Annotated in this window: 12 protein-coding genes; 7 read left to right on the forward strand and 5 right to left on the reverse strand. The window is 73.6% G+C overall.

All coding sequences use genetic code 11. The features are described from left to right. Nucleotides 1-44: 44 nt before the first annotated feature. Nucleotides 45-935 (reverse strand): hypothetical protein, encoded by an 891-nt coding sequence (locus ACZ6TV_RS40560; RefSeq protein ID WP_465304233.1) that lies wholly within the window; start codon nt 933-935, stop codon nt 45-47. Continuing rightward, entirely contained in the window at nt 932-2,110 is a 1,179-nt protein-coding gene (locus ACZ6TV_RS40565) for an alpha/beta hydrolase family protein (RefSeq protein ID WP_465304234.1), read from the reverse strand. Before ACZ6TV_RS40565 ends, ACZ6TV_RS40560 begins: the two co-directional genes overlap by 4 nt. A 224-nt stretch (nt 2,111-2,334) precedes the next feature. Between ACZ6TV_RS40565 and ACZ6TV_RS40570 the strand changes: the two genes are divergently transcribed. Genes ACZ6TV_RS40570 through ACZ6TV_RS40590 form a run of 5 tightly spaced genes read left to right on the forward strand, consistent with a single transcriptional unit; the run spans nt 2,335 to nt 8,450 of the window. Further along, the gene (locus ACZ6TV_RS40570; protein ID WP_465304235.1) at nt 2,335-3,066 is read left to right on the forward strand and encodes an ABC transporter ATP-binding protein; all 732 of its coding nucleotides are present in this window, start codon (nt 2,335-2,337) and stop codon (nt 3,064-3,066) included. Nucleotide 3,067: 1 nt separating this feature from the next. Then, nucleotides 3,068-5,419, forward strand: a complete 2,352-nt coding sequence (locus ACZ6TV_RS40575) for an FtsX-like permease family protein (protein ID WP_465304236.1) — start codon at nt 3,068-3,070, stop codon at nt 5,417-5,419. Further along, a complete protein-coding gene (locus ACZ6TV_RS40580) occupies nt 5,362-5,580 on the forward strand; it encodes a hypothetical protein (protein WP_465304237.1) in 219 nt (72 codons plus the stop codon). Before ACZ6TV_RS40575 ends, ACZ6TV_RS40580 begins: the two co-directional genes overlap by 58 nt. 9 nt (nt 5,581-5,589) lie before the next feature. After that, nucleotides 5,590-7,782 (forward strand): sensor histidine kinase, encoded by a 2,193-nt coding sequence (locus ACZ6TV_RS40585; RefSeq protein ID WP_465304238.1) that lies wholly within the window; start codon nt 5,590-5,592, stop codon nt 7,780-7,782. Next, nucleotides 7,779-8,450, forward strand: coding sequence for a response regulator (locus ACZ6TV_RS40590; RefSeq protein WP_465304240.1), 672 nt, complete (start codon nt 7,779-7,781; stop codon nt 8,448-8,450). The genes ACZ6TV_RS40585 and ACZ6TV_RS40590 overlap by 4 nt, the downstream gene beginning before the upstream one ends. Nucleotides 8,451-8,887: 437 nt before the next feature. Here the strand turns inward: ACZ6TV_RS40590 and ACZ6TV_RS40595 are convergent, their stop codons facing one another. Further along, nucleotides 8,888-9,982: an RICIN domain-containing protein gene (locus tag ACZ6TV_RS40595; RefSeq protein WP_465304242.1), complete on the reverse strand. Its 1,095-nt coding sequence runs from the start codon at nt 9,980-9,982 to the stop codon at nt 8,888-8,890. A 405-nt stretch (nt 9,983-10,387) separates the two neighbouring features. Between ACZ6TV_RS40595 and ACZ6TV_RS40600 the strand changes: the two genes are divergently transcribed. Then, nucleotides 10,388-13,954: a choice-of-anchor D domain-containing protein gene (locus ACZ6TV_RS40600; protein WP_465304244.1), complete on the forward strand. Its 3,567-nt coding sequence runs from the start codon at nt 10,388-10,390 to the stop codon at nt 13,952-13,954. Between the two features lie 104 nt (nt 13,955-14,058). Continuing rightward, on the forward strand, nt 14,059-14,310 hold the full coding sequence (locus ACZ6TV_RS40605) for a hypothetical protein (protein WP_344504607.1): 252 nt from the start codon (nt 14,059-14,061) through the stop codon (nt 14,308-14,310). Nucleotides 14,311-14,638: 328 nt separating this feature from the next. On the opposite strand, the gene ACZ6TV_RS40610 is transcribed toward ACZ6TV_RS40605, so the two are convergent. After that, nucleotides 14,639-16,546 (reverse strand): hypothetical protein, encoded by a 1,908-nt coding sequence (locus ACZ6TV_RS40610; RefSeq protein ID WP_465304246.1) that lies wholly within the window; start codon nt 16,544-16,546, stop codon nt 14,639-14,641. Beyond that, complete coding sequence (locus tag ACZ6TV_RS40615) at nt 16,543-20,559, reverse strand: DUF5682 family protein (protein WP_465304248.1); 4,017 nt, start codon at nt 20,557-20,559, stop codon at nt 16,543-16,545. Before ACZ6TV_RS40615 ends, ACZ6TV_RS40610 begins: the two co-directional genes overlap by 4 nt. Between the last annotated feature and the right edge of the window lie 116 nt (nt 20,560-20,675).

A 20,675-nucleotide genomic window follows, 5' to 3' on the forward strand; every position in this document is an offset into this window, starting at 1 on the left:
CTCCAGCAGGCCGTCTCGGTCACGTGGTCCGGCGGAATCGTCGATCAGGTGATCTGGCGGGGCTGAGCCGCATACCCGCACTCGCAACGGAACCCGTAGATCGAGCCGCCCACCCCGCCGAACTCCCCGGTCCGCAACTGCCCGACGAACCACATCGGCCGCCCGCAACACCCCGGCCACTGCGGATACGCCTGCAACCACTCAGGTCGCCCGCCGAGCCGCCCCACGTCGTCCCACCGGCGCTCACCGGCAGGGGCGAGCCGCAGCCGCAGCCGCTCCGGCTCGTCGTCGGGCGGATAGCCGGGACACGACTCGTCGCGCTCCTCGTCGAACCTCCCGAGCCGCCAGCCATAGTCACCGCGCAGCTCCTCGTCGGCGTCGCACTCGCAGCAGAAGCTCATCACGAACGGATGCCCGCCTCCCCGCACCGCGGGCGGCAGCAACGCGTCACCCACCAGCAGCGGCACCGTGAGCGGCAGCGCGCACCCGAGCCCGCGCGGATCCTCGAACACCGTGCCCGGCTCGGCGAACGTCTCCAGCCGTGCATCGCCGCTGCGCGCTGTCACGATCGTCTGCGCCTCCGACGTGTGCCGCCGCACGGCCGGGCCGTCCGCCGGCGCCCACACGCCCCGGGCCCCGCACATCAGGCTCACCGGCTCGAACGTCTGCGCGAGCCGGGTCAGGTGCGCGAGCGCGCGGTCCGTGCCGGCCCCGAGCAGCAGCTCGACCCGTGCGGCGGCGAGATCGGCCGGCACCTCATACCGCCGCGGCTCGGCGGGCGGCGAGGCGGCGATCCGCTCGGCGAGCCGGTCGACGAGCTCGTCGGGCGCGTTCGCCGACGCCCGCCAGAACCCGACCCAGTCGGCGTCGACGAGCCGCGCCACCGCCGCATCCGTGAAGTCCTCCAGCACCGGGCCACGATAACGACCGCTCATGTCACGAACCTGATCTCCGGAAACCGCGGTGACACCCCGTCGAGCAACGCGGAGCGGACACCACGCAGGTGCAGTTCGAAGAACGCGCCGACATACGCCCGGACGACCGCCGCCACCCGCGGGCCGTCGACCGTGCCGTAGGCGTCACCGGTCTGCGCCCCGGGCAGCGCGGCCAGGGACGGCACCATCAGCACCGAGTCGTGGAACGCCAGGTGGCGCGCGTCGGGCATCAGCAGCTCGCGGTGCCAGCCGTGCAGGTGGTCGGCGAACGCGCCCCAGCCCGGCGTGTTGCCGCGATCGGTGTCGCCCGCCGCGAACAGCAGGAACGGCCGGTCGAGCCCGGCGGCGGCGTCAGCGCCATACAGAGCGCCGTCGAGGTTGACACCCGCACGGATGCGGCGGTCGTCGTGCATCGCCTGAGCCGCCGTCGCGCCGCCGAGCGAATGACCGAGGACGCCGACGTGGGTCAGCCGCAGCGACCCGCACGTGCCGGCCGGGAGCCGGCGCCGCTCCACGTCGGGATTGCCGCCGCGGTCGAGGTGCTCCAGGCGGTCCAGCACGAACGTGAGGTCGGCGGAACGGACGGAGGTCATCTTGGCCGCGAGCGCGTCGAGCTGGGCGGGATCCTCGATCTGCGCGATCAACTCCATGATCGTGTTGGGCTCGACGCGGCCGCCGGGGAACTCGACCGCGAGCGGGTCGTGGGTGTGGTCGACGGTCACCACCACATGGCCGCGGCTGGCGAGGTCCTTCACGAGGGCGGCGCCGGAGCTGCGCTCGGCGCCGAACCCGGGGGAGAACAGCACCACCGGCCAGCCGCCACGCCGGACGGCGACCGGAGCGCCCAGGTGCGCGTGGGTGCGGACCTCGGCAAGGCCGGGCAGATCCCGAGGGACGCCGGTGACCGTCTCGGCGAGGTCCCGGCCGACCGGCCCGGCCTCCGCCGGTGTCAGCCACGGCGCGGGCGGTCCCACCGGACGCTCCGTGGGATACCACAACTGGACCATGAGTTCCCTGGGCCTTGCCGGCGTCACCCGCGGGTCGGTCCTCGCCGGGTTCACCAGATGCAGCGGCACCGTGCCGATCGGGTGCGGGCCGGTCGGCGCGGGCAGCCGGAACGCGGGCCTGCCGTGCCGCGAAGCGGCGGTGGACGGCAGCGCGGGAAGCAAGGTCAAGCAGGCACCGACAGCGGCGGCGCCCAGCAGTCGGCGGCGGGACAAGTCCATGGAACGCATCGCGAATCCTCTCGCTCGGTGCCGCCGAAGCTAGCCCCGCCGCGACCGCGGTGTCGTCCTCCCCAGGACCGACCCGAAAACGCCGGTGTCCGACCTGAGTAGGACACCCATGGTGTGCTTGACGATGACGACGCGGCCCCCGCACCGCGCCTACCTTGCCTCCCATGACAACGACGCTCGCGGTCGAAGTGACCGACCTGGTGAAGGTGTATGGCACAGGCGACACCACGGTGCGCGCCCTGGACGGCGTCGGCGTCGCGTTCCCCGCCGGCGAGTTCACCGCGATCATGGGACCTTCCGGGTCCGGCAAGTCCACGCTGATGCACTGTCTCGCCGGCCTGGACTCCGCCACGTCCGGCTCGATCCGCCTGGGCGGCACCGAGCTGGCGGGCCTGTCCGACAAGGCGTTGACGCTGCTGCGGCGGGAGCGGGTCGGGTTCGTCTTCCAGTCCTTCAACCTGCTGCCGACGCTGACCGCCGAGCAGAACATCCTGCTGCCGTTCGACCTCGCCGGCCGAAAACCGGACCGCCGCCGGTTGGCGCAGGTGGTGTCGGTGCTCGGCCTCGGTGAGCGGCTGCGGCACACGCCGAGTCAGCTCTCCGGCGGCCAGCAGCAGCGGGTGGCGTGCGCCAGGGCGCTGCTCGGCCGGCCCGACGTGGTCTTCGCCGACGAGCCGACCGGCAACCTCGACTCCCGCACGGGCGCCGACGTCCTGGACGTCCTGCGTCGCAGCGTCCGCGAGCTGGGTCAGACGGTGGTCATGGTGACGCACGACCCCGTCGCGGCGTCCTACGCCGACCGGGTCGTGATGCTCGCCGACGGCCGCATCGTCGACGAGCTGCGCCGCCCCACTCCCGAGGCCGTGCTGGACCTGCTCAAGCGACTGGGGGCCTGAGATGCGCCGCACCGCACTGTCCGGCCTGCGGCCGCGGCGGCTCGTGCCGACCGTGGTCGCCGTCGTGCTCGCCGTCGGGTTCGTCGCCGGCATCATGATCTTCGGGGACACGACCCGCGCCACGCTGCTCGACGACTACGCGAGGGCCGCCCGCAACGTCGACCTCGCCGTCACCGCCGGCGGCGACACGCGGCTGCCACTGTCCACAGTGGAAGACATCGGTCGCGTGGCGGGCGTCGCCACCGTCGAGGGGCGCATGACCGAGCAGGCGCCGCTCATCGACCGCGCGGGCCACCTCGTCACCGAGTTCGGCGTCCCGGGCCACGCCGTCGACGTCGGCGACCACGCCGAGCTGCGCCCGTTCGACCTGCGCACCGGCGACCTGCCGCACAGCGACGGCGAGGTGGCGCTCGACGCCCGCAGCGTCCGGCGGACCGGCTACCAGGTCGGCGACACGATAGCGCTCGTCGGCGCCGACGAGCGGCGCCACGAGTTCCGGCTCGTCGGCGTCGTCGACATCGCAGGTGTGGACGGCGGCAACACGTCCATGGCAGTGCTGACCCGCCCGGCGCTCGTCCGGCTGACCGGCGCCACCGGCTTCCGCGAGGTCGTCGCGACCGTCGCCCGCGGCGCCGCGCCCGCCGACGTGCGGTCCCGGGTGTCGGTGCCCGGCAAGGTCCGCACCGGCGACGAGCTGCGGCACGACCTGGCCCGCGAGGCGTTCGGCCAGATCGACGGCCTGCTCGTCGGCATGCAGCTGTTCGCCGTGGTCGCGGTGCTGGTCGCGGCGCTCGTCATCGCCAACACGTTCAACATCCTGCTCGCCCAGCGCATGCGGGAGACGGCGCTGCTGCGATGCGTCGGCGCCACCCGCGCCCAGGTGTTCCGGCGGGTCGTCGCCGAGGCGGCAGCCGTCGGTCTCAGCGGTGCGGCACTCGGCATAGGCGTCGGCCTGGCGATCGGCTTCGGCCTGTCCCGTGGCGCCGCACTGCCTGGCATCGGGCTGCCCAGCGGCACGCTCGTCGTCGGGATTCCGCCGGTACTGGTGGCGCTGCTCCTCGGTGTCGTGCTGACGGTCGTGTCGGCGCTGGTGCCCGCCGTCCGGGCGACGCGGGTGCCGCCGATCGCCGCGCTGCGCATCGTCCCGTTCGGTCGCGGCGGCAGCCGGCGCGGCAGGGTCGTGCTCGTCGCGTCCGCGGCGCTGCTCGCCCTCGGCGGGGCGGCGCTGACCGCGGCCGGGCTGCGGACCGGCGACCCGCAGACCGCGATGGTGGTCGTCATGGCCGGCGGCACGAGCGTGTTCCTCGCGGTGCTGCTGCTGTCACCGCTGTACATCGGCCGGCTCGTCTCGGCGGTCGGCTGGCTGCCGGCCCGTCTCGCCGGCGCGCCGGTCCGCCTGGCCGTCGCCAACGCCAGGCGCAACCCGGGCCGCACCGCTGCGACGACAGCCGCGTTGCTCGTCGGCGTGGCGTTGATGGCCGGTGGCAGCACCATCGCCGCGACCGTCAACCGCACCGCCGAGGCACAGCTGGACGCGGCGTTCCCGGTCGACTATCTCCTCACTCCCGCGGTCACCGGCGGCGACGGGGAGCCGGCGGCCATCCCGGCGTCGGTGACCGCCGGGCTGCGCGCCGACCCCGCGTTCGGGCTCGTCGCGGCCGTCAGACAGGACACCGCGAAGACCCCTGGCGGGAAGCTGTACGTCGGGACCATCGACGAGGCGGCGATCGGCACGGCGTATCGTCCCGCGGTCACCACCGGTCGGCTGGCCGACCTGAGGCCGGGCACCGCCGTCGTGTCCAGCGGCTCCGACGTCCTTGTCGGGCTGCGCGCCGGCGACCAGGTCGAGCTGGCCGGCAAGGGCGGTCGGACGATCACGGTGACGGTCGCGGCGACGGTCCAGAGTGCCACGCTCGTCGGTGACGTCGTGGTCACCGACACCGACTTCAGGACGCTGTTCCCGGCCACCGCCGGGGATTCGCTCGTCATGCTCCGCGCCGCCGACGGTGTGCCCGCGGCGACGGCACGTGGCCGGCTCGACGCCGCCCTCGCGGCGCACCCGCTCGTCGAGGTCGGCGACCTCGCCGAGTTCCGCGAGCAGCGCAACGCCGCGATCGACCAGATCGTCGCCGTGATCGCCGTCCTGCTCGCGCTGGCGCTGATCATCGCGCTCGTCGGCATCGCCAACACGCTGTCGCTGTCGGTACTCGAACGCACGAGAGAGTCCGCGCTGCTGCGGGCGCTCGGCCTGACCGCGGGCAGCTGCGCGCGACGCTGCTCGCCGAGGCGTTGCTCGTGGCGGCGGCCGGTGCGCTCGTCGGCGTCGTGTTCGGTCTCGTGTACGGGTGGCTGACCGCCGTCGCGGGATTCGGTGACGTCGACACCCTCGTCGCGATCCCGGTCGGGCAACTAGCCGCGTTCGTCGGGCTCGCGGCACTGGCGGGGACACTCGCCGCAGTCCTGCCGTCACGCAGAGCGGCAAACGTCGCGGTCGTCGTCGTGCTGGCCGAGTGAAGACCTATCGTGGACGACGTGTGGAACGGCGAACACCTGCGGCGCATCAGGACCTGGTTGTTCGACGGGGGCATCGCGGGATCCGTGCTGTATGTGACGCTGATGGAGCACGGGCTTCGGCCCGCCCTCGTCGTGGTCGGCATCGTCATGGCGGTCGCGATGCTGGCCCGCCGCCGCTATCCGCTGACCGTCGCCTGCATCGTGTATACGGCCGCCCCGCTGCACCTGCTGTTCGACGACGCTATGCGCCTCTATGACGTCGCCGTGCTGATCTCGATGTTCGCCGTCGTCAAGTACCGGCCAGAGCTGTTCTGGGGCATCCTCGCGGGTGCCGGCGCGGGTGTCGGCGTCGTGATCGGCGCCGCCGTCGAGGCCCGGCGGAGCGACAACTTCGGCACCATCGCCTGGATCGTCGGTGCGCTGACCGTCGCCGTGTGGTTCTCCGCGTATGGGGTGCGGACCCGGCAGCTGTATGTGGCGAGTCTCGAGGAGAAGGCCGCCACCCTCGAACGCGAACGCGACCACCTGGCCCGCCTCGCGGCCGCCGACGAGCGCGCCGCCATCGCCCGGGAGCTGCACGACGTCGTCGCGCACAGCCTCAGCGTGATGATCGTCCAGGCGGACGGCGCCGGGTACACCCTCGACCGGTCGGCCTCGGCCGCCCGTCAGGCACTCGACACGATCGCCGCCACGGGGCGTGACGCGCTCGAGGACATGCACCGCGTCGTGAGCGTCCTGCGCGGGACGTCGCGCGGGGCGGATGCGGGGTCGAGGCGGCGGGTCGGCCTGGCGGAGCTCGACCGGCTCGTCGAGCGGGCCGGCCTGCGGGTCGACCTGCAGACGGTCGGCACCCCGGCGGGGTTGAGCGTGGCGGAGGAGCTGACCGCCTACCGGATCGTCCAGGAGTCGCTCACCAACACGCTGCGGCACGCGGGCCCAGACGCCAAGGTGACCCTGCGGCTGGAGTATGCGGCCGGGCACGTCGCCATCGAGGCCACCGACGACGGCGCGGGCCGCCCCACGACCCCGACCCCGGCGCCGGGCGGCCACGGCCTGATCGGCATGCGGGAGCGGGTCGCGCTGCACGGCGGCAAGGTGACGGCAGGGCCACGGTTCGACGGGGGTTGGACCGTCACCGCCACGATCCCCAGGACGCCCCCGCCGCCGCTGCCGGCACCGCCTCGGACATCGACCGCCCCGCCGCCAGATGCCGGCGACAGCGAGATCGCGGGCGGCGATGCCACGGCGCCGCGCCGTGGGGAGGGTGTCGCGAGCGCCGACGGCGTGCAGATCGACGACAGCATTGGCGTGCACCACCGCATCGCCCCGCGAGATCGGAAAGGACAGGAAACCGGCCTGGCCGCCGGGCCTGCGACCGACGACGGTGCGGGCCTGCGCACCGAAAGCACGCCCACGGGAGCCGCATCGTCGGACATGTGCGGTGAGGGCCAGGTCGCGGGCGGCGACGGCGCGGATCTGAGCGGTGGGAGCGGGGTCGCGGGCGGCGACGGCGCGGATCTGAGCGGTGGGAGCGGGGTCGCGGGCGGCGACGGCGCGGATCTGAGCGGTGGGAACGGGATCGCGGGCGGCGACAGTGCGGATCTGAGTGGTAGGGCCGGGGTCGCGGGCGGCGGCGGGGCGGATCTGAGCGGTGGGAACGGGATCGCGGGCGGCGGCGGGGCAGGTCTGAGCGGTGGAAGCGTGGTTACGAGAGACGGGGGCGAGGGCGCGGCGGATCTGGGCGGTGGGGACACGGTCGCGGGCGGTGGCGGGCGACGAGGCGAAGGCGGCGCCGCGTGTGACGAGGCGGACTTACGCGGCGGGGGCGAAGTCGCGGACGGCGGGACGGATCTGCGCGGCGGACGTGAGGTCGTGGGCCGTGGAGCGGATCTGCGCGGCGGGGGTGAGGTCGTGGGCGGCGGGACCGATCTGCGCGGTAGAGGTGAGGTCGTGAGCGGTGGGATGGATCTGCGCGGTAGAGGTGAGGTCGTGGGCAGCGGGACGGATCTGCGCGGCGGAGGCGAAGTCGTGGGCGGCGACGATCGGGATGCGCGCGGCAGGGCGGGGCGGAGGGTCGGCCGGGATGGCGGTCCGCCCGGACGGCCGGGTGGTGGGACAGCGGGTCGCGGCGGGGAGCGGGTCGCGGCGGGGAGCGTGAACGTGGTCAGGGAAGACGAAGGTGGGCGGTGGGGAGCCCTGTGATCCGCGTGGTGATCGTCGACGATCAGGAGCTGATCGTGGCTGGGTTCAGGATGGTGCTGTCCGCACAGCCCGACATGGTGGTCGTCGGGGAGGCGGGGGACGGGGCGGAGGCGTTGCGGCTGCTGCGCCGGGTCGAGGCCGACGTGGTGGTGATGGACATCCGGATGCCGGTGATGGACGGGATCGCGGCGACCGGGGCGTTGTGTGCGCGGGCGGGCGGGCCACGGGTGCTGATTCTGACGACGTTCGACACCGATGAGGACGCGTTCGCGGCGTTGCAGGCGGGGGCGAGTGGGTTCCAGTTGAAGAACGCGCCGCCGGGGGATCTGCTGGCGGCGATCCGGGCGGTGGCGGGCGGCGAGGCGATGGTGGCGCCGCGGGCGACGAGGAGTCTGCTGGATCGGTTCGCGGGGAAGTTCGTGACGGCGCCGCCGGTTGTCGACGACCCGGATGCGATGCGGCGGCTGGCCAGTCTGACGGAGCGGGAGCGGCAGGTGCTGCTGCTCGTCGCGGAAGGGCTGTCCAATGCGGAGATCGGGGAGCGGCTCAACGTGGCGGAGACGACGGTGAAGACGCATGTGGGGCGGGTGCTGCTGAAGCTGGAGGTGCGTGACCGTGTGCAGGCGGTCGTGTTCGCGTATCAGTTCGGCCTGATCCGCACCGACTGAGCCGAGCGCCGGCCGGACAGGGGCCGGACACTGACCCGGCGCGGCACCGTCCGGGCGAACCGGCACGACTCCCGCGCGGTGCAGGCGGGACCAGGCGGCGCGGTATCGAGCTGAACCGGACGCGGCGGCGCCGGGCCGCACCGACCGATCCGGGCGCCGGACGCGGCGGCGCCGGGCCGCACCGACCGATCCGGGCGCCGGACGCGGCGGCACCGAGCGAACCCGGGCGCTGGACGCGGCGGCACCGAGCGAACCCGGGGCGCTGGACGCGGCGGCACCGAGCGAACCCGGGGCGCTGGATGCGGCGGCATCGAGCCACACCGGACGAAGGCGCCGGGCGCAGTAGCAGCACCGAGCCGCACCGAAACGAACCGGCGCGCACGAGGGTGGGTGCGTGCCGTGGAGACAGCACGCACCCACCCGTGGGCGGTGGACTACTACGGCCGGGCGGCCCAGCGCTGGGCGCCGGTGCCGTTGCAGGTCCAGAGCTGGACCTTGGTGCCGTTGGCGGTGCCTGAGGCGTTCACGTCGACGCACTTGCCGGAGCCGGCGCCGGTGATGGAGCCGTTGGCGTTGAAGGTGAACTTCTGGGCGTTGGTGCCGTTGCAGTCCCAGATCTGGATCTTCGTGCCGTCGGCGGTGCCGTTGCCGTTCACGTCGAGGCAGCGGTTGCCGTACACGCGGATCTCATTGGAAGCAGTGCGGGTCCATTTCTGGTTGGTGCCGTTGTGGCAGTCCCAGATGTGGACCTGGGCGCCGGCGGTGGTGCTGGCGCCGGAGACGTCCATGCAGCGGTTCGACTGCGGGTTGACCAGGGAGACGGCGGTGCCGACCGGGGGGATGGTGGGGGTGAGGCTGCCGGGCACGGACTGCAGGGCGGAGTACCAGCGGGCCGCCATCTTGTCGTAACCGGTGGCGTTGGGGTGGACACCGTCGGCGAGGTCGGCGGTGGTGATCGCGGAGTGCATGTCGACCAGGTGGGTGAGCGGGCCCTTCGAGGCGACGATGCCCGGCAGCGCCGCGTTGTAGGCCTGGACGCGGGCCTCCTGCGTCGCGTTGGTCTCCGGGGTGATCTGGGCGACGAAGAGCTCGACCGACGGCGCGTTCGCCCGGATCTTGTCGATGAGGGCGGACAGGCGGGCGGGCGCGTTGGCGACGTCGTAGTTCTGGTTCATGTCGTTCGTGCCGATGTGCAGCAGGATGGTGCGCGGTGACGTGGCCTGCAGCCAGCCGACGATGTTGGCGTCGAGCTGGTCGATGCGCCAGCCGGAGTGGCCCTCGTGGTCGTGGTCGGGCAGCGACGCCGGGCCGTTGAACCCGGAGCCGACGAAGTCGACGGTGTAGCCGCCGGCGGCGAGCCGCTGCCACAGGTTGATCCGGTACCCGCCGGGCACGTTGAACCCGTCGGTGATCGAGTCGCCGAGCGGCATGACCCGCACGCCGCCGTTGGACTCGGCCAGGGCGGGTGCGGCGGGCGCCGCGAGCAGGCCGAGCCCGAGGGCGAGAGCGGCGACAAAAGCAGAGCGTCGCATGGAAAAGGGTCCTTTCGGTTGCGCCGTCCGAGGGCGGTCCGCAAAGAAGCACGGCAGGGACGGTCGCATCGAGTCTTGGCGATGAGAAAAACCAGGGGGAGCCCGCCGGCCGAGCGGAGCGCCGAGCGGTTGCGCACGAACGGTGAGCGGAAGCGTGCACAACGGCAAGACAGAAAGCGTCAGCGCCTTGCAAGAACAAGTTCAAAATCAGCAAAGATGAGTCTGGATATTGCGCACTCGTGTCGGTGGAGTTACGGTCCCTCTTGCACCGCACCGCCAACCGGTGTAGAAAAACCCACCCCGCCGTTCGAACGTCACCTCCACCGCCGACCAGCCCGGCACCGCCAACCCGCGGCCGGTCGGTTGATGCTTGCGCGGCACGGCCCCGTCGAAAGCGAGCAACACATGTCCCGGTCCATCCGAGGTTTCGGACGGAAGGGGCGCCTCGCCGCCCTGACCGCCGGCACCACCCTCGCTGCCGCGGGCGTCGTCGTCGGTCTGACGATGGCGCCGGCGTTGGCGGCCGCGACCGGCGGCGTCGGTGCGACGCTGCCCTATGTCGAGGTGCAGGCGGAGAACGCCGCCACCAACGGCACCGTCATCGGCCCGAGCGCCGCCTACAACACCCTCGCCGGTGAGGCGTCCTACCGCAAAGCCGTCACGCTGCAGGGCAGCGGCAAGTACGTCGAGTTCACCTCGCCGGTGCAGACCAACTCGATGGTGTTCCGGTACAGCATCCCGGACAGCAGCAACGGCTCGGTCTACACGGCGCCGATCTCGCTCTACATCAACGGGGTCCGGTCCAACAACTTCACGCTGACCAACGCGTACAGCCACTACTACAGCAGCTACCCGTTCAGCAACCAGCCGGGCAGCAACCACCACCACTACTACGACGAGGTCAACCGGCTCTTCCCGCAGTCGTACCCGGCGGGCACCAAGTTCCGCCTGCAGGTCGACTCGGACTCCACCGCCTCGTCGTACACGATCGACCTCGCGGACTTCGAGAACGTCGCCGGGCCGCTGTCCCAGCCGGCCGGATCCGTGTCGATCACCAGCAAGGGCGCGGACCCGAACGGTGTCAACGACTCGACGTCGGCGATGAACCAGGCGATCGCCTCCGCGGGCGCGGGCGGCACGGTCTGGATCCCGCCGGGCACGTTCAAGATCCAGGGTCACATCGCGGTCAACAACATCACGATCAAGGGTGCCGGCATGTGGCACTCGAAGACGACCGGTGACCGGATCGGGTTCTACGGCAACTACGCGCCGTCGCCCAGCTCCAACGTGCACCTGTCGGACTTCTCGATCTTCGGCAACGTCCAGGAGCGCAACGACGCCGACCAGGTCAACGGCATCGGCGGCTCGCTGAGCAACTCCACCGTCACCCGGGTGTGGATCGAGCACACCAAGGTCGGCGCCTGGATGGACGGGCCGTTCACCAACCTGGTCTTCGACCAGATGCGGCTGCGCAACTACAACGCCGACGCGATCAACTTCCACAACGGCGTGACCAACTCGAAGGTCACCAACAGCCACGTCCGCAACCCGGGCGACGACGGCCTGGCCATGTGGGCCGAGCAGAACGCCGACGTGAACAACTCGTTCGACCACAACACGGTCGAGCTGCCGATCCTCGCCAACGGCATCGCGATCTACGGCGGCCACGACAACTTCGTGACCGACAACAAGGTCATCGACGCGGGCCTCAGCCAGGGTGGCGGCATCCACGTCGGGCAGCGCTTCGCCTCGACCCCGATCGGCCGCACCGACGTGCTGCGCAACACGATCATCCGGTCCGGCAACCTCGACCCGAACTGGCAGTTCGGCGTTGGCGCGCTGTGGTTCGACGCCCGTGACGGCGTGATGAACGGCCTGACCAACGTCGACAACATCCTGATCCAGCAGAGCCCGTACGAGGCGATCCAGTTCGTCTCGGGCTCGCAGATCAACAACGTGAAGATCAACAACGCGACGATCCAGAACACCGGCACGTTCGTCGTGCAGCTGCAGGTGGCGGGCGCCGCGACGATCACCAACAGCACCGCGACCGGCACCCAGGCGTCCGCGCCGATCTACAGCTGCGGCGTCGGGTTCAACCTCACCGACGGTGGCGGCAACTCGGGCATCTTCGGCTCGACCGCCTGCCAGATGCCGGTGCCGACGTTCCCGCCGTACCTGCCGGACAACGGCTCCAACATCACCGTCAGCCCGAACGCGCTCGGCTTCGGCTCGGTCGCGACCGGCGGTACCAGCGCAGCGCAGGCCGTCACGGTCACCAACAGCGGCACCGCGTCGGCCCCGGTCGGCACGATCGCCGTCAGCGGTGACTTCCAGCAGAGCAACACCTGCGGCAGCAGCCTCGCCGCCGGCGCGTCCTGCTCGGTCAGCGTCACGTTCCGCCCGACGGCGGCGGGCACCCGCACCGGCAACCTGAGCGTCACCGCGGCCGGCGTCACCAGCACCGTCCCGCTGTCCGGCACGGGCGTCGCGCCCGGACCGGTCGTCAACGCCAGCCCGGCATCGCTGTCCTTCGCCGGAACCGTCGTGGGCGCCTCCGCGCCGACGCAGACGGTCACGCTGACGAACTCCGGTACCACGGCCGCAACCGTCTCCGGGGTCACCGCCGGCGGCGACTTCAGCCAGACCAACAACTGCGGCTCCCTGGCCGTCGGCGCGTCCTGCACCGTCACGGTGAAGTTCACGCCCACCACCTCGGGTGCCCGCACCGGCACGCTCAGCGTCGCCAGCAACGCCAACAACAGCCCGGCCACGGTCGCGCTGTCCGGCACCGGCATCGGTACCAACACCAACATCGCCCTCAACAAGCCCGCCACCGCCAGCAGCCAGGTCAACGGCACGCAGGCGGCGAGCACCGCCACCGACGGCAACGCCGCCACCTACTGGGAGAGCAACAACAACGCCTTCCCGCAGTGGGTCCAGGTCGACCTGGGCGCGGCGAGCAGCATCGGCAAGGTCACGCTGAAGCTCCCGCCGGACGCCGCCTGGGCGACCCGCCAGCAGACGCTGTCGGTCCAGGGCAGCACCGACGGCTCGAACTTCAGCACGATCGTCGGCTCCGCCGCGCAGACGTTCAACCCGGCCACCGGCAACACGGTCAACCTGACCTTCGGCGCCACCAACGCCCGGTACGTCCGCGTCAACATCACCGCGAACACCGGCTGGCCGGCCGGTCAGATCGCCGAGCTGGAGGTCTACCCGAGCGGCGGCACCACGCCGAACGTGGCCGTCCTCAGCGCCAACCCGACCAGCCTCACCTACGCCTCGCAGACGCTGAACACCACCAGCGCCTCCAAGGCGGTCACCATCACCAACACGGGCACCGCCGCCGCGACCGTCTCGGGCGTCTCCGTCACCGGCGACTACCAGCAGACGAACAACTGCACCTCGATCGCGGTCGGCGCGTCCTGCGTGGTCAACGTGACGTTCCGGCCCACCGCGTCCGGCACCCGGACCGGCACGCTCACCGTCACCAGCAACGCGCAGAACAGCCCGACCACGATCGCGCTGTCCGGCACCGGCGCGGGCGGCACCACGCCGACCAACCTGGCCGCCGGCAAGCCGACCAGCGAGTCCAGCCACGTGCAGGTCTACGGCTCGGGCAACGTCACCGACGGCGACCAGAACTCCTACTGGGAGAGCAACAACAACGCCTTCCCGCAGTGGGTCCAGGTCGACCTCGGCTCCGCGCAGAGCATCAGCAAGGTGGTCCTGCAGCTCCCCACCACCTGGGGCGCCCGCAACCAGACCATCCAGGTCGTCGGCAGCACCAACGGCACGAGCTGGTCGACGCTGAAGGACACGGCGTCGTACGCGTTCACCGGCGGCGCCGGCAACACCGTCACGATCACGTTCACGGCGCAGACCCAGCGCTACGTCCGGCTGAACATCACGGCCAACTCCGGCTGGCCGGCGGGGCAGATCTCGACCTTCCAGGTCTGGAACATCTGACCCTGAGCACGGCACAGGGTGCCGCCGGTCTTGCGGACCGGCGGCACCCTTCTTTCGTTTCCGCGGCTTTTGTACTGACGCCGCCGTCGCTTACAGTGCGGGACATGAGGCTCGTCCCGGTGGTGGAGATGGCGACGTCACAGGCCACCTATCTCAACCTGGACCACGCGACGCTGGTCGCGCCGGTGCACCTGGACACGAAGGCCCGCATGCTGCGCCGCGACCAGGAGACGTGGGCGGTCACGTTCGTGGTCACCGTGGGTGACACCGCGACGGTCTACGCGACCCGCCGCTCGTTCGCCGCCGAACAGGACGCCCTCGCCTGGATCGCCGCGGTCACCGACGTCGTGCGCTGACGCTTTCCGCCCCGCGGCTCCGCCTGCCGCCCAGGCCCGCGGCTGAGTCGCGCGGCTCTCTCCCGCGGCCGCGGTTCGCCGGCCGGGGCTGCACGTGTGGACGCCGGTTCGCCGGGCCGGTGCGGCATTTGCAGACGCAGGCTCGCCAGGCCGGGCCGGGATTTCGGAGGCGCCGGGCTCGCCGGGCCGGGATTTCGGAGGCGCCGGGCTCGCCGGGCCGGCCCAGCATTCGGAGGCCCGCTTCGCCGGGCCGGATTCGGAGGCGCCGGTCCGCCAGGGCCGTGGCCGGTCGCCGCGGCTGCAGGTGTGCCGCGGCGACCGGACGGCGTCAGGCCGGGACGGCCGGCAGCCAGGTCGCCTCGGCGGCGGCGCGGGTCGCGGCGCCCGTGTAGACCGCCGTGGCCAGCCACGCCCTGGCGAACGCGCTGCCGTCGTCCCCGGCGAGCCGCCCGAAGGCGTCCCGGGGCCGGGTGCACGCCGCCTCCGTCAGCCGGTCGAGCAGCGCCGCGCCCGTGTCGAGCCTGGCCCGCCGCAGCCGCGTGGCGTCGGACGGTCCCCTCCCGGCGGCGAACGTGTGCACGGTCCTCCCCCCGGACACCGTCCGCTCCACCTGCGCGGCGATCAGGCGCAGGACAGGATCACCGTTTCCGTCCGCGGCAGGTGTACGCCCGGCGCCACCCTCCGCCGCGAGCGGCACGTCCTGCGGGAGGTGGCTGCTGTGGAGCCGGTCGAACGCGAGGTCGACGTGACCGCTCTGCGCCGCCGGCAGGTGCCACCCGGCGCCGCCCACCGGCGCGACCGCGAGGGGGAACACCGTGCCCCGGCGCGCCGGATCGGGCCGCGCGACCATCCGCAGCTCCAGCCCCGTCGCCCGGCCGAGCAGCCGCAGGTTGTCCCGGTACGCCAGGGCCGGCGCGTCGTCGGCCACCCGCAACGTCAGCGGGACACCGCCGGTGGCCGTGGCGTGGACCGCGTCGCCGTCGGTGCCGTCGACGCGGACCGTCAGGAAGATCAGGTCGTCGCCGGCCCGCCTGTCCGTCACGGGCAACGCGAGCGCCTCGAACGCGCGGTGCACCTGATCGCCGAGCGGCACCGCCCACAGCCCGGCCAGGGGCTCCTCGTCCCAGCCGCACCCGCGCGCGGTGACCGCCCGCACCGACTTCCCGGCGCCGAGCTGCCTGGTCGCGGACGCCGTCGCCCCCGACACCACCAGGCCGGCCCTGGTCAGCGCCCGGTGGCTGAGCGCGGTCTCGCCGAGCGCGACGGTCGCGTTGCCCGCCGTCGCGGCCCGCTTCGCGTCGCCGGGCATCAGGTCCGCGATCATCCACAGCCCGCCGTCGCGGTCCACGACATAGGTGACGACGCCCGCATACCCGGAGTCGGCGAGCACCGCCGTCGTGCACAGGCCGTGCAACCGGAGGCTCCCCTGCAGCTGGTACGACCGGCGAGCCGCCCCCAGCAGCCCTTCCGCCACCGAGCCGGCGTCGCGGAGCCGCTGCAGCACCCCGATGAGCTCCTGCAGGGCGGCGGTCAGGTCACCGAGCCGGAAATCGGGATCCCCGGTGCGGGCGGCCTGCAGCATCGCGGCGACGACCCGTGCGGCGGCCGCCGGCCGGTACACCTTGCACGCCTGACCCTCGTGCGCCGCCCGCAGCAACGCGGTCCGCGCCACGGTCCCGGACCCGGTGACGCCCGCGCCGAGGACGTCGACCGCGGCCCGCCACAGGTGCTCGACCGCCGCCCGCTGCTGCACCGTCAGCTCCTCGACGGCCTCCTCGACCGCCGGCAGCTCCGCGTCCCGCGGCCTCGTGGTGTCGTCCGTGTCCTCCGTGTCCTCCGTGTCCTCCGTGTCCTCCGTGTTTTCCTGGTTTTCCGGGTTTTCCGGGGCGCCGCTCGGGTGCGGGTCCTCGCCGTGCGCCTCTTCGGCGGGCGGCGGGTCCTCACCCGAGTGCGCCGGGGCCAGAGCCAGGACGGCGGCGCGGTGCAGGCAGTTCGGCGCGAGCAGGCAGGTGCACGTCGCCGCGCCCGCCTCGCGGACCACCCCGCCGTCGGTGACGAGGGTGACGGTGGTCGTGTCGTCGACCGTGACGGTGAACCGCCCGTCCGCCCCGGTCACCGGCAGCGCCGCGAACCGGGTCACCGCCTCGTCGACCTTCTTGCGCAGCCGCGCCGGCAACGCCTCGACGGCCGCGACGAGGACCGTGTCCGCCACCGGCGGCAGCCCGGGAGTGCTCATGTGCGTACCTTCTCCCCGACCCAGCGGGCCAGCTCCAGGGGGCTCAGCGCGGCGACCGGCATGCCGCACGCGACGAGCTGCGACGCCACCGACACCGAGTACCTCGGGCGGCCCCCGTCGTCGAGGCTGGCGCAGCCCAGCACGGTCGCCCCCGACTCGACCAGGGCACGGGTCTCGCCGAGGAGACCACCGAGCGGGTACCCCTCCTCGAAGTCGCTCACGACGACGACCAGGGTCCGCGACGGGACGGTCACCAGCGACCGCGCGTGCCGCAGCCCCGCCGCGATGTGGGTGCCCCCGCCGACCTTGACCTCGAGCAGCAGCCCGAGAGGGTCGCTGACCCGGTCGGTGAGGTCGACCACCTCGGTCGAGAACGCCACGAAATGGGTCGTCAGCGCCGGGACACCGGCGAGGATCGCCCCGGTCAGCGCCGACCAGATGACCGACGCCTCCATCGACCCGGACACGTCGACGACCAGGACGAGCCGCCAGTCGACGCCGCGTCTGGCCTTGGTGCGGAACACGGGTCGCTCAGGGATGACCCGGACCCTGCCCTCCTCGTCGCGGCGGGTCGTGGCGAGGTTGGCCCGCAACGTCCGCGGCAGGTCGAGCGGCCCGCCCGGCCGCCGGGTCGGCCGCGGTGTGGTGATCCCCGCGAGGGCCGGCCGCAGCCGCGCCGCCAGCTGCCGGGTGAGCTCCTCGACGATCCGCGCGACGAGCGGCCGCAGCCGCGCGACGGCCGACTCGGGCATCGCACCGGCGAGGGACAGCACCGTCTGCAGCAGCTCCACCGACGGGGTGACCGCGTCGGGGTCCAGCAGCATCACCGCCTCACGCCGCCCCGACTCCGCGGCGCGGGCCAGGACCTCCTCGCGGATGCCGGGCCCGAACAGCGCGGACAGCTCCTCGGCCCATTCCCGGACCCCGGGGAACGGCGCCTCCCGCCCGGCCCGCCCGGCCGCGTCGGCCCGCGAGCCTTCGCCGGTCCCGGCCCCGTACAGCTCGTCGAGCGCGGTGGCGTACCTCGCCGCCCCGGGACCGAGATCCTCCGACCGCCGCCCGAGCAGCAGCCGCCACCTGTCCACAGTGGACAACGTGCGCCCGTCGACCGGCAGGCCCTCAACGGGTTCGGTCGCGTCGGTCGGCGGGGCTGCAACGGGGTCGGCCGGCGGGCCCTCAATGGGTTCGGCCGGCTGGCCTTCAATGGGTTCGGCTCCGTCGGCCGGCAGGCCCTCGGCAGGTTCGGCTCCGCCGGGTGGCGTGACCGGGTCCGCGTCGGTCGGCTCCTGGGACGATGCGGCGCCGCCGGACGCGGTGGTCGCGGGTGCCGCCGGTGTGGTGGCCGCCGGGAGCGCGAGCCCGTATCCCGTGAGGGCCGCGGCGCCCGCCCGGTCGGCGAGGAGCCGCACCAGCAGGTCCTCCGCGGACGCGTCGGCGATGTCGCGGGCGGACACCGTGTCGCCGAGCCGCTGCTCGACGACCGCGAGCAGCCGGTCCCGCGCGGCCGGGCTGACCGCCTGGAAGCCGCCGCGCAGGGCGGGCAGCCGGGACAGGAAATCGGCGTCGGGCAGGGTCTCGACCCGGTCGAGGAGACCGTCGATGATCTCGTCGCCGGCCTGCAGGAGCGGCTCGGCGGCGGTGAGCAGCCCGCGGAGCCGCCCGAGCAGCCGCCGCCGGCCCTCGTCGGTCCGCGCGCCGTCGACCCACGACGCCAGCCTCGTGCCGAGGGCGGACGGCTCGGCCAGGCCCAGCATCACCTGTACCGCACCCGCCGCCGCCGACATGACCGGCGACCCTTCCGCGGCGAGCCGGTCGACGGCACCGGCGAGCCGGAGCCCGACCCCCGCCGCGTCGGCGCGCTGCGCGAGGGCGACGAGCGCCCGGACGTCGTCGGCGGACTCGGAGCCGGCGAGCCCGTCGACCTGCCGTACCGCGGCCGACTCCAGCGACTCGATCACCGGCCCGAGCTCGCCGAGCTCCCCGGCGGGCATGCCGGGGACGTGCCCGCGGTCGAGCCGGTCGACGAGCGCGAGGGCCGCCATCAGCTCGTCCAGGCTCGCGGCGGCCGGGACCTCAGCGGCGACCTCCGCGACCCGTTCCCGGGTCAGGGCGACCAGCCCGCACCCGGCGGCCACGGCGAGCCCGTCGACGAGCTGCGCCGACGTGGGCCCGTTGTCGTCCTGCTCGGCGCGCCGGCGCTGCCGCAGCGTGCCCTCCGCCGCCTGGGCCAGGGTCACCCCGCGGATGCCGGCGAGCTCCAGCATCGCCTCGGTGCCCGGCACCCACTGCACCGTCCACCGCGTGGTGAGCGCGTCGGCGCCGCCGGCACCCTCGACGGTCATGCGTTCGCCGTACGGCACGCGGCACACCTCGAGCCGCCGCAACGCGACCTCCCGCCGCCGGTCGAGGTCGGAGCGCAGCGAGTCGAGCCGCATGTCGCGCGCCTTCTCACCGGCGCCCGGCAGGCGGAGCTCGGCGACGAGCGCCTCGACCGCGGGCCGCAGCCCGGACCGCGGCGTCCCCGGCGCGAGCACACCGCGCTCCTCCCCGACGAGCACCTGCTCCATCGCCGTCGCGACGACTCGGCCCCGGCCGAGGACCTCGCCGTGGGCGATGACGCTCTGCAACGCCTCCACGATCTCGCCGCGCCCCGGCGCGGGCAGGGCCCGCAGCCGCGCGAGGTCCGACGCGAGCCGGAACGCCTCCCGCGCCTCGGCCGGCCCCGTCGGATGCCCGGCGGCCCGGACCCGCGCGCAGACGTCGACGATCGCGGTGAGCGCGGCCCGCTCGACGTCGGCCGGCCGCCCCCTTGCGGCGACGACCGCCTGCTGCCAGCGCGGGTCCCGGATCCCGGCCGGGTAGCCGGATCTGGCGTCGAGCAACGAGAACGCGTACGGCACCAGCGACGTCACCACCTCCGGCCCCTTCCCGGCCCGCTGCGGCGCCGGGTCGGTGGCGGGCTTGTCGACGTCGAGCAGCGCCCACGCGTGGAACGACCCGACGACCGCCGCGACCCGCCGCCCTTCGAGCGCCGCGAGCTGCCGTCGCATCCACGCCTCGCGCCGCAGGTCGAGCGCCGTGACATCGCCGCCGGTGTCGTGCCGCATCGCCCATCCGACGAGCAGCGCCGCCCGCCGGACCGCCTCAGGCGCCGCACCGGGGGACCGCGCCTCGACGACCCGGTCCCACATGTCCTCGTCAGGGCGCCCGCTGGCCCCCCGCCGCAACGCGTCGCCGAGGAACCGCACCCCTTCCGGCGCCACGCTCCCCGCCGCCCCCGCCCCGCCGTCGCCGGCAGAACCGGGCGTGGCCCCACCGGGCGTGGCCCCACCGGGCGTGGCCCCACCGGGCGTGGCCCCACCGGGCGTGGCCCCACCGGGCGTGGCCCCACCGGGCGTGGCCCCACTGGAGCCGGATGCGCTGGCACCGGACGCACCAGGAGCGGACGCGGCGGGAGTGGACGCCCCCGGAGCGGACCCGTCGTGATCGGGGTCCCCGGCCGTGGGTGCGGCCGAGGCGGGACCGCTCCGGCCGGGGGTGTCCAAGCCGGGGGTGTCCAAGCCGGGGGTGTCCAAGCCGGGGGTGTCCGTGCCCGGAGCGTCCAGGCCGGGGACCTCCGGCGACGCGTGGTCGTGGGGGAGGTCTTCGTGCCAGGCGCGGTCGGCGAGGGGAAGGTCGCACGGGATGACCTCGACGCCGTTGCGGGCCGCCCACCGCACCGCGACGAGCTCCGGGGAGAAGTCCGCGAACGGGTAGAACGCCGCGTTGCCGTGCGGGCCGGCCACCCCCGCGAGGGCGACCGGTGCCGTGGTGGCCGGGTCGGCGAGCCACGGCAGCCAGCCGGCGAACTCGGCCGGGAGCTCCAGCAGCAGGACTTCCGGCCGGGCCGCGTCGAGCAGGTCGTCCATCACCGCGGACAGGGCAGGCGAGTGGTGCCGCACCCCGATGAGGTGCGGCGCCGTCGACTCGGCCAGCGCCCGCAACGCCCCGTCCGGGACGCCCTCCGGAAGCACGACCGGAAGCCCGCCCGGCTCCCCGCCCGCCGCAGACGGAAGCCCGCCTGCGGCAGACGGAAGCCCGCCTGCGGCAGACGGAAGCCCGCCCGCGGCAGACGGAAGCCCGCCCGGCT

The sequence above is a fragment of the Dactylosporangium sp. NPDC051087 genome (assembly GCF_055586325.1).

What these genes read in the sequence shown, in the direction of transcription:
- ACZ6TV_RS40560 (WP_465304233.1), bottom strand. Translation starts at nt 935, where the DNA reads ATGAGCGGTCGTTATCGTGGCCCGGTGCTGGAGGACTTCACGGATGCG.
- ACZ6TV_RS40570 (WP_465304235.1), top strand. Translation starts at nt 2,335, where the DNA reads ATGACAACGACGCTCGCGGTCGAAGTGACCGACCTGGTGAAGGTGTAT.
- ACZ6TV_RS40575 (WP_465304236.1), top strand. Translation starts at nt 3,068, where the DNA reads ATGCGCCGCACCGCACTGTCCGGCCTGCGGCCGCGGCGGCTCGTGCCG.
- ACZ6TV_RS40595 (WP_465304242.1), bottom strand. Translation starts at nt 9,982, where the DNA reads ATGCGACGCTCTGCTTTTGTCGCCGCTCTCGCCCTCGGGCTCGGCCTG.
- ACZ6TV_RS40600 (WP_465304244.1), top strand. Translation starts at nt 10,388, where the DNA reads ATGTCCCGGTCCATCCGAGGTTTCGGACGGAAGGGGCGCCTCGCCGCC.
- ACZ6TV_RS40605 (WP_344504607.1), top strand. Translation starts at nt 14,059, where the DNA reads ATGAGGCTCGTCCCGGTGGTGGAGATGGCGACGTCACAGGCCACCTAT.
- ACZ6TV_RS40610 (WP_465304246.1), bottom strand. Translation starts at nt 16,546, where the DNA reads ATGAGCACTCCCGGGCTGCCGCCGGTGGCGGACACGGTCCTCGTCGCG.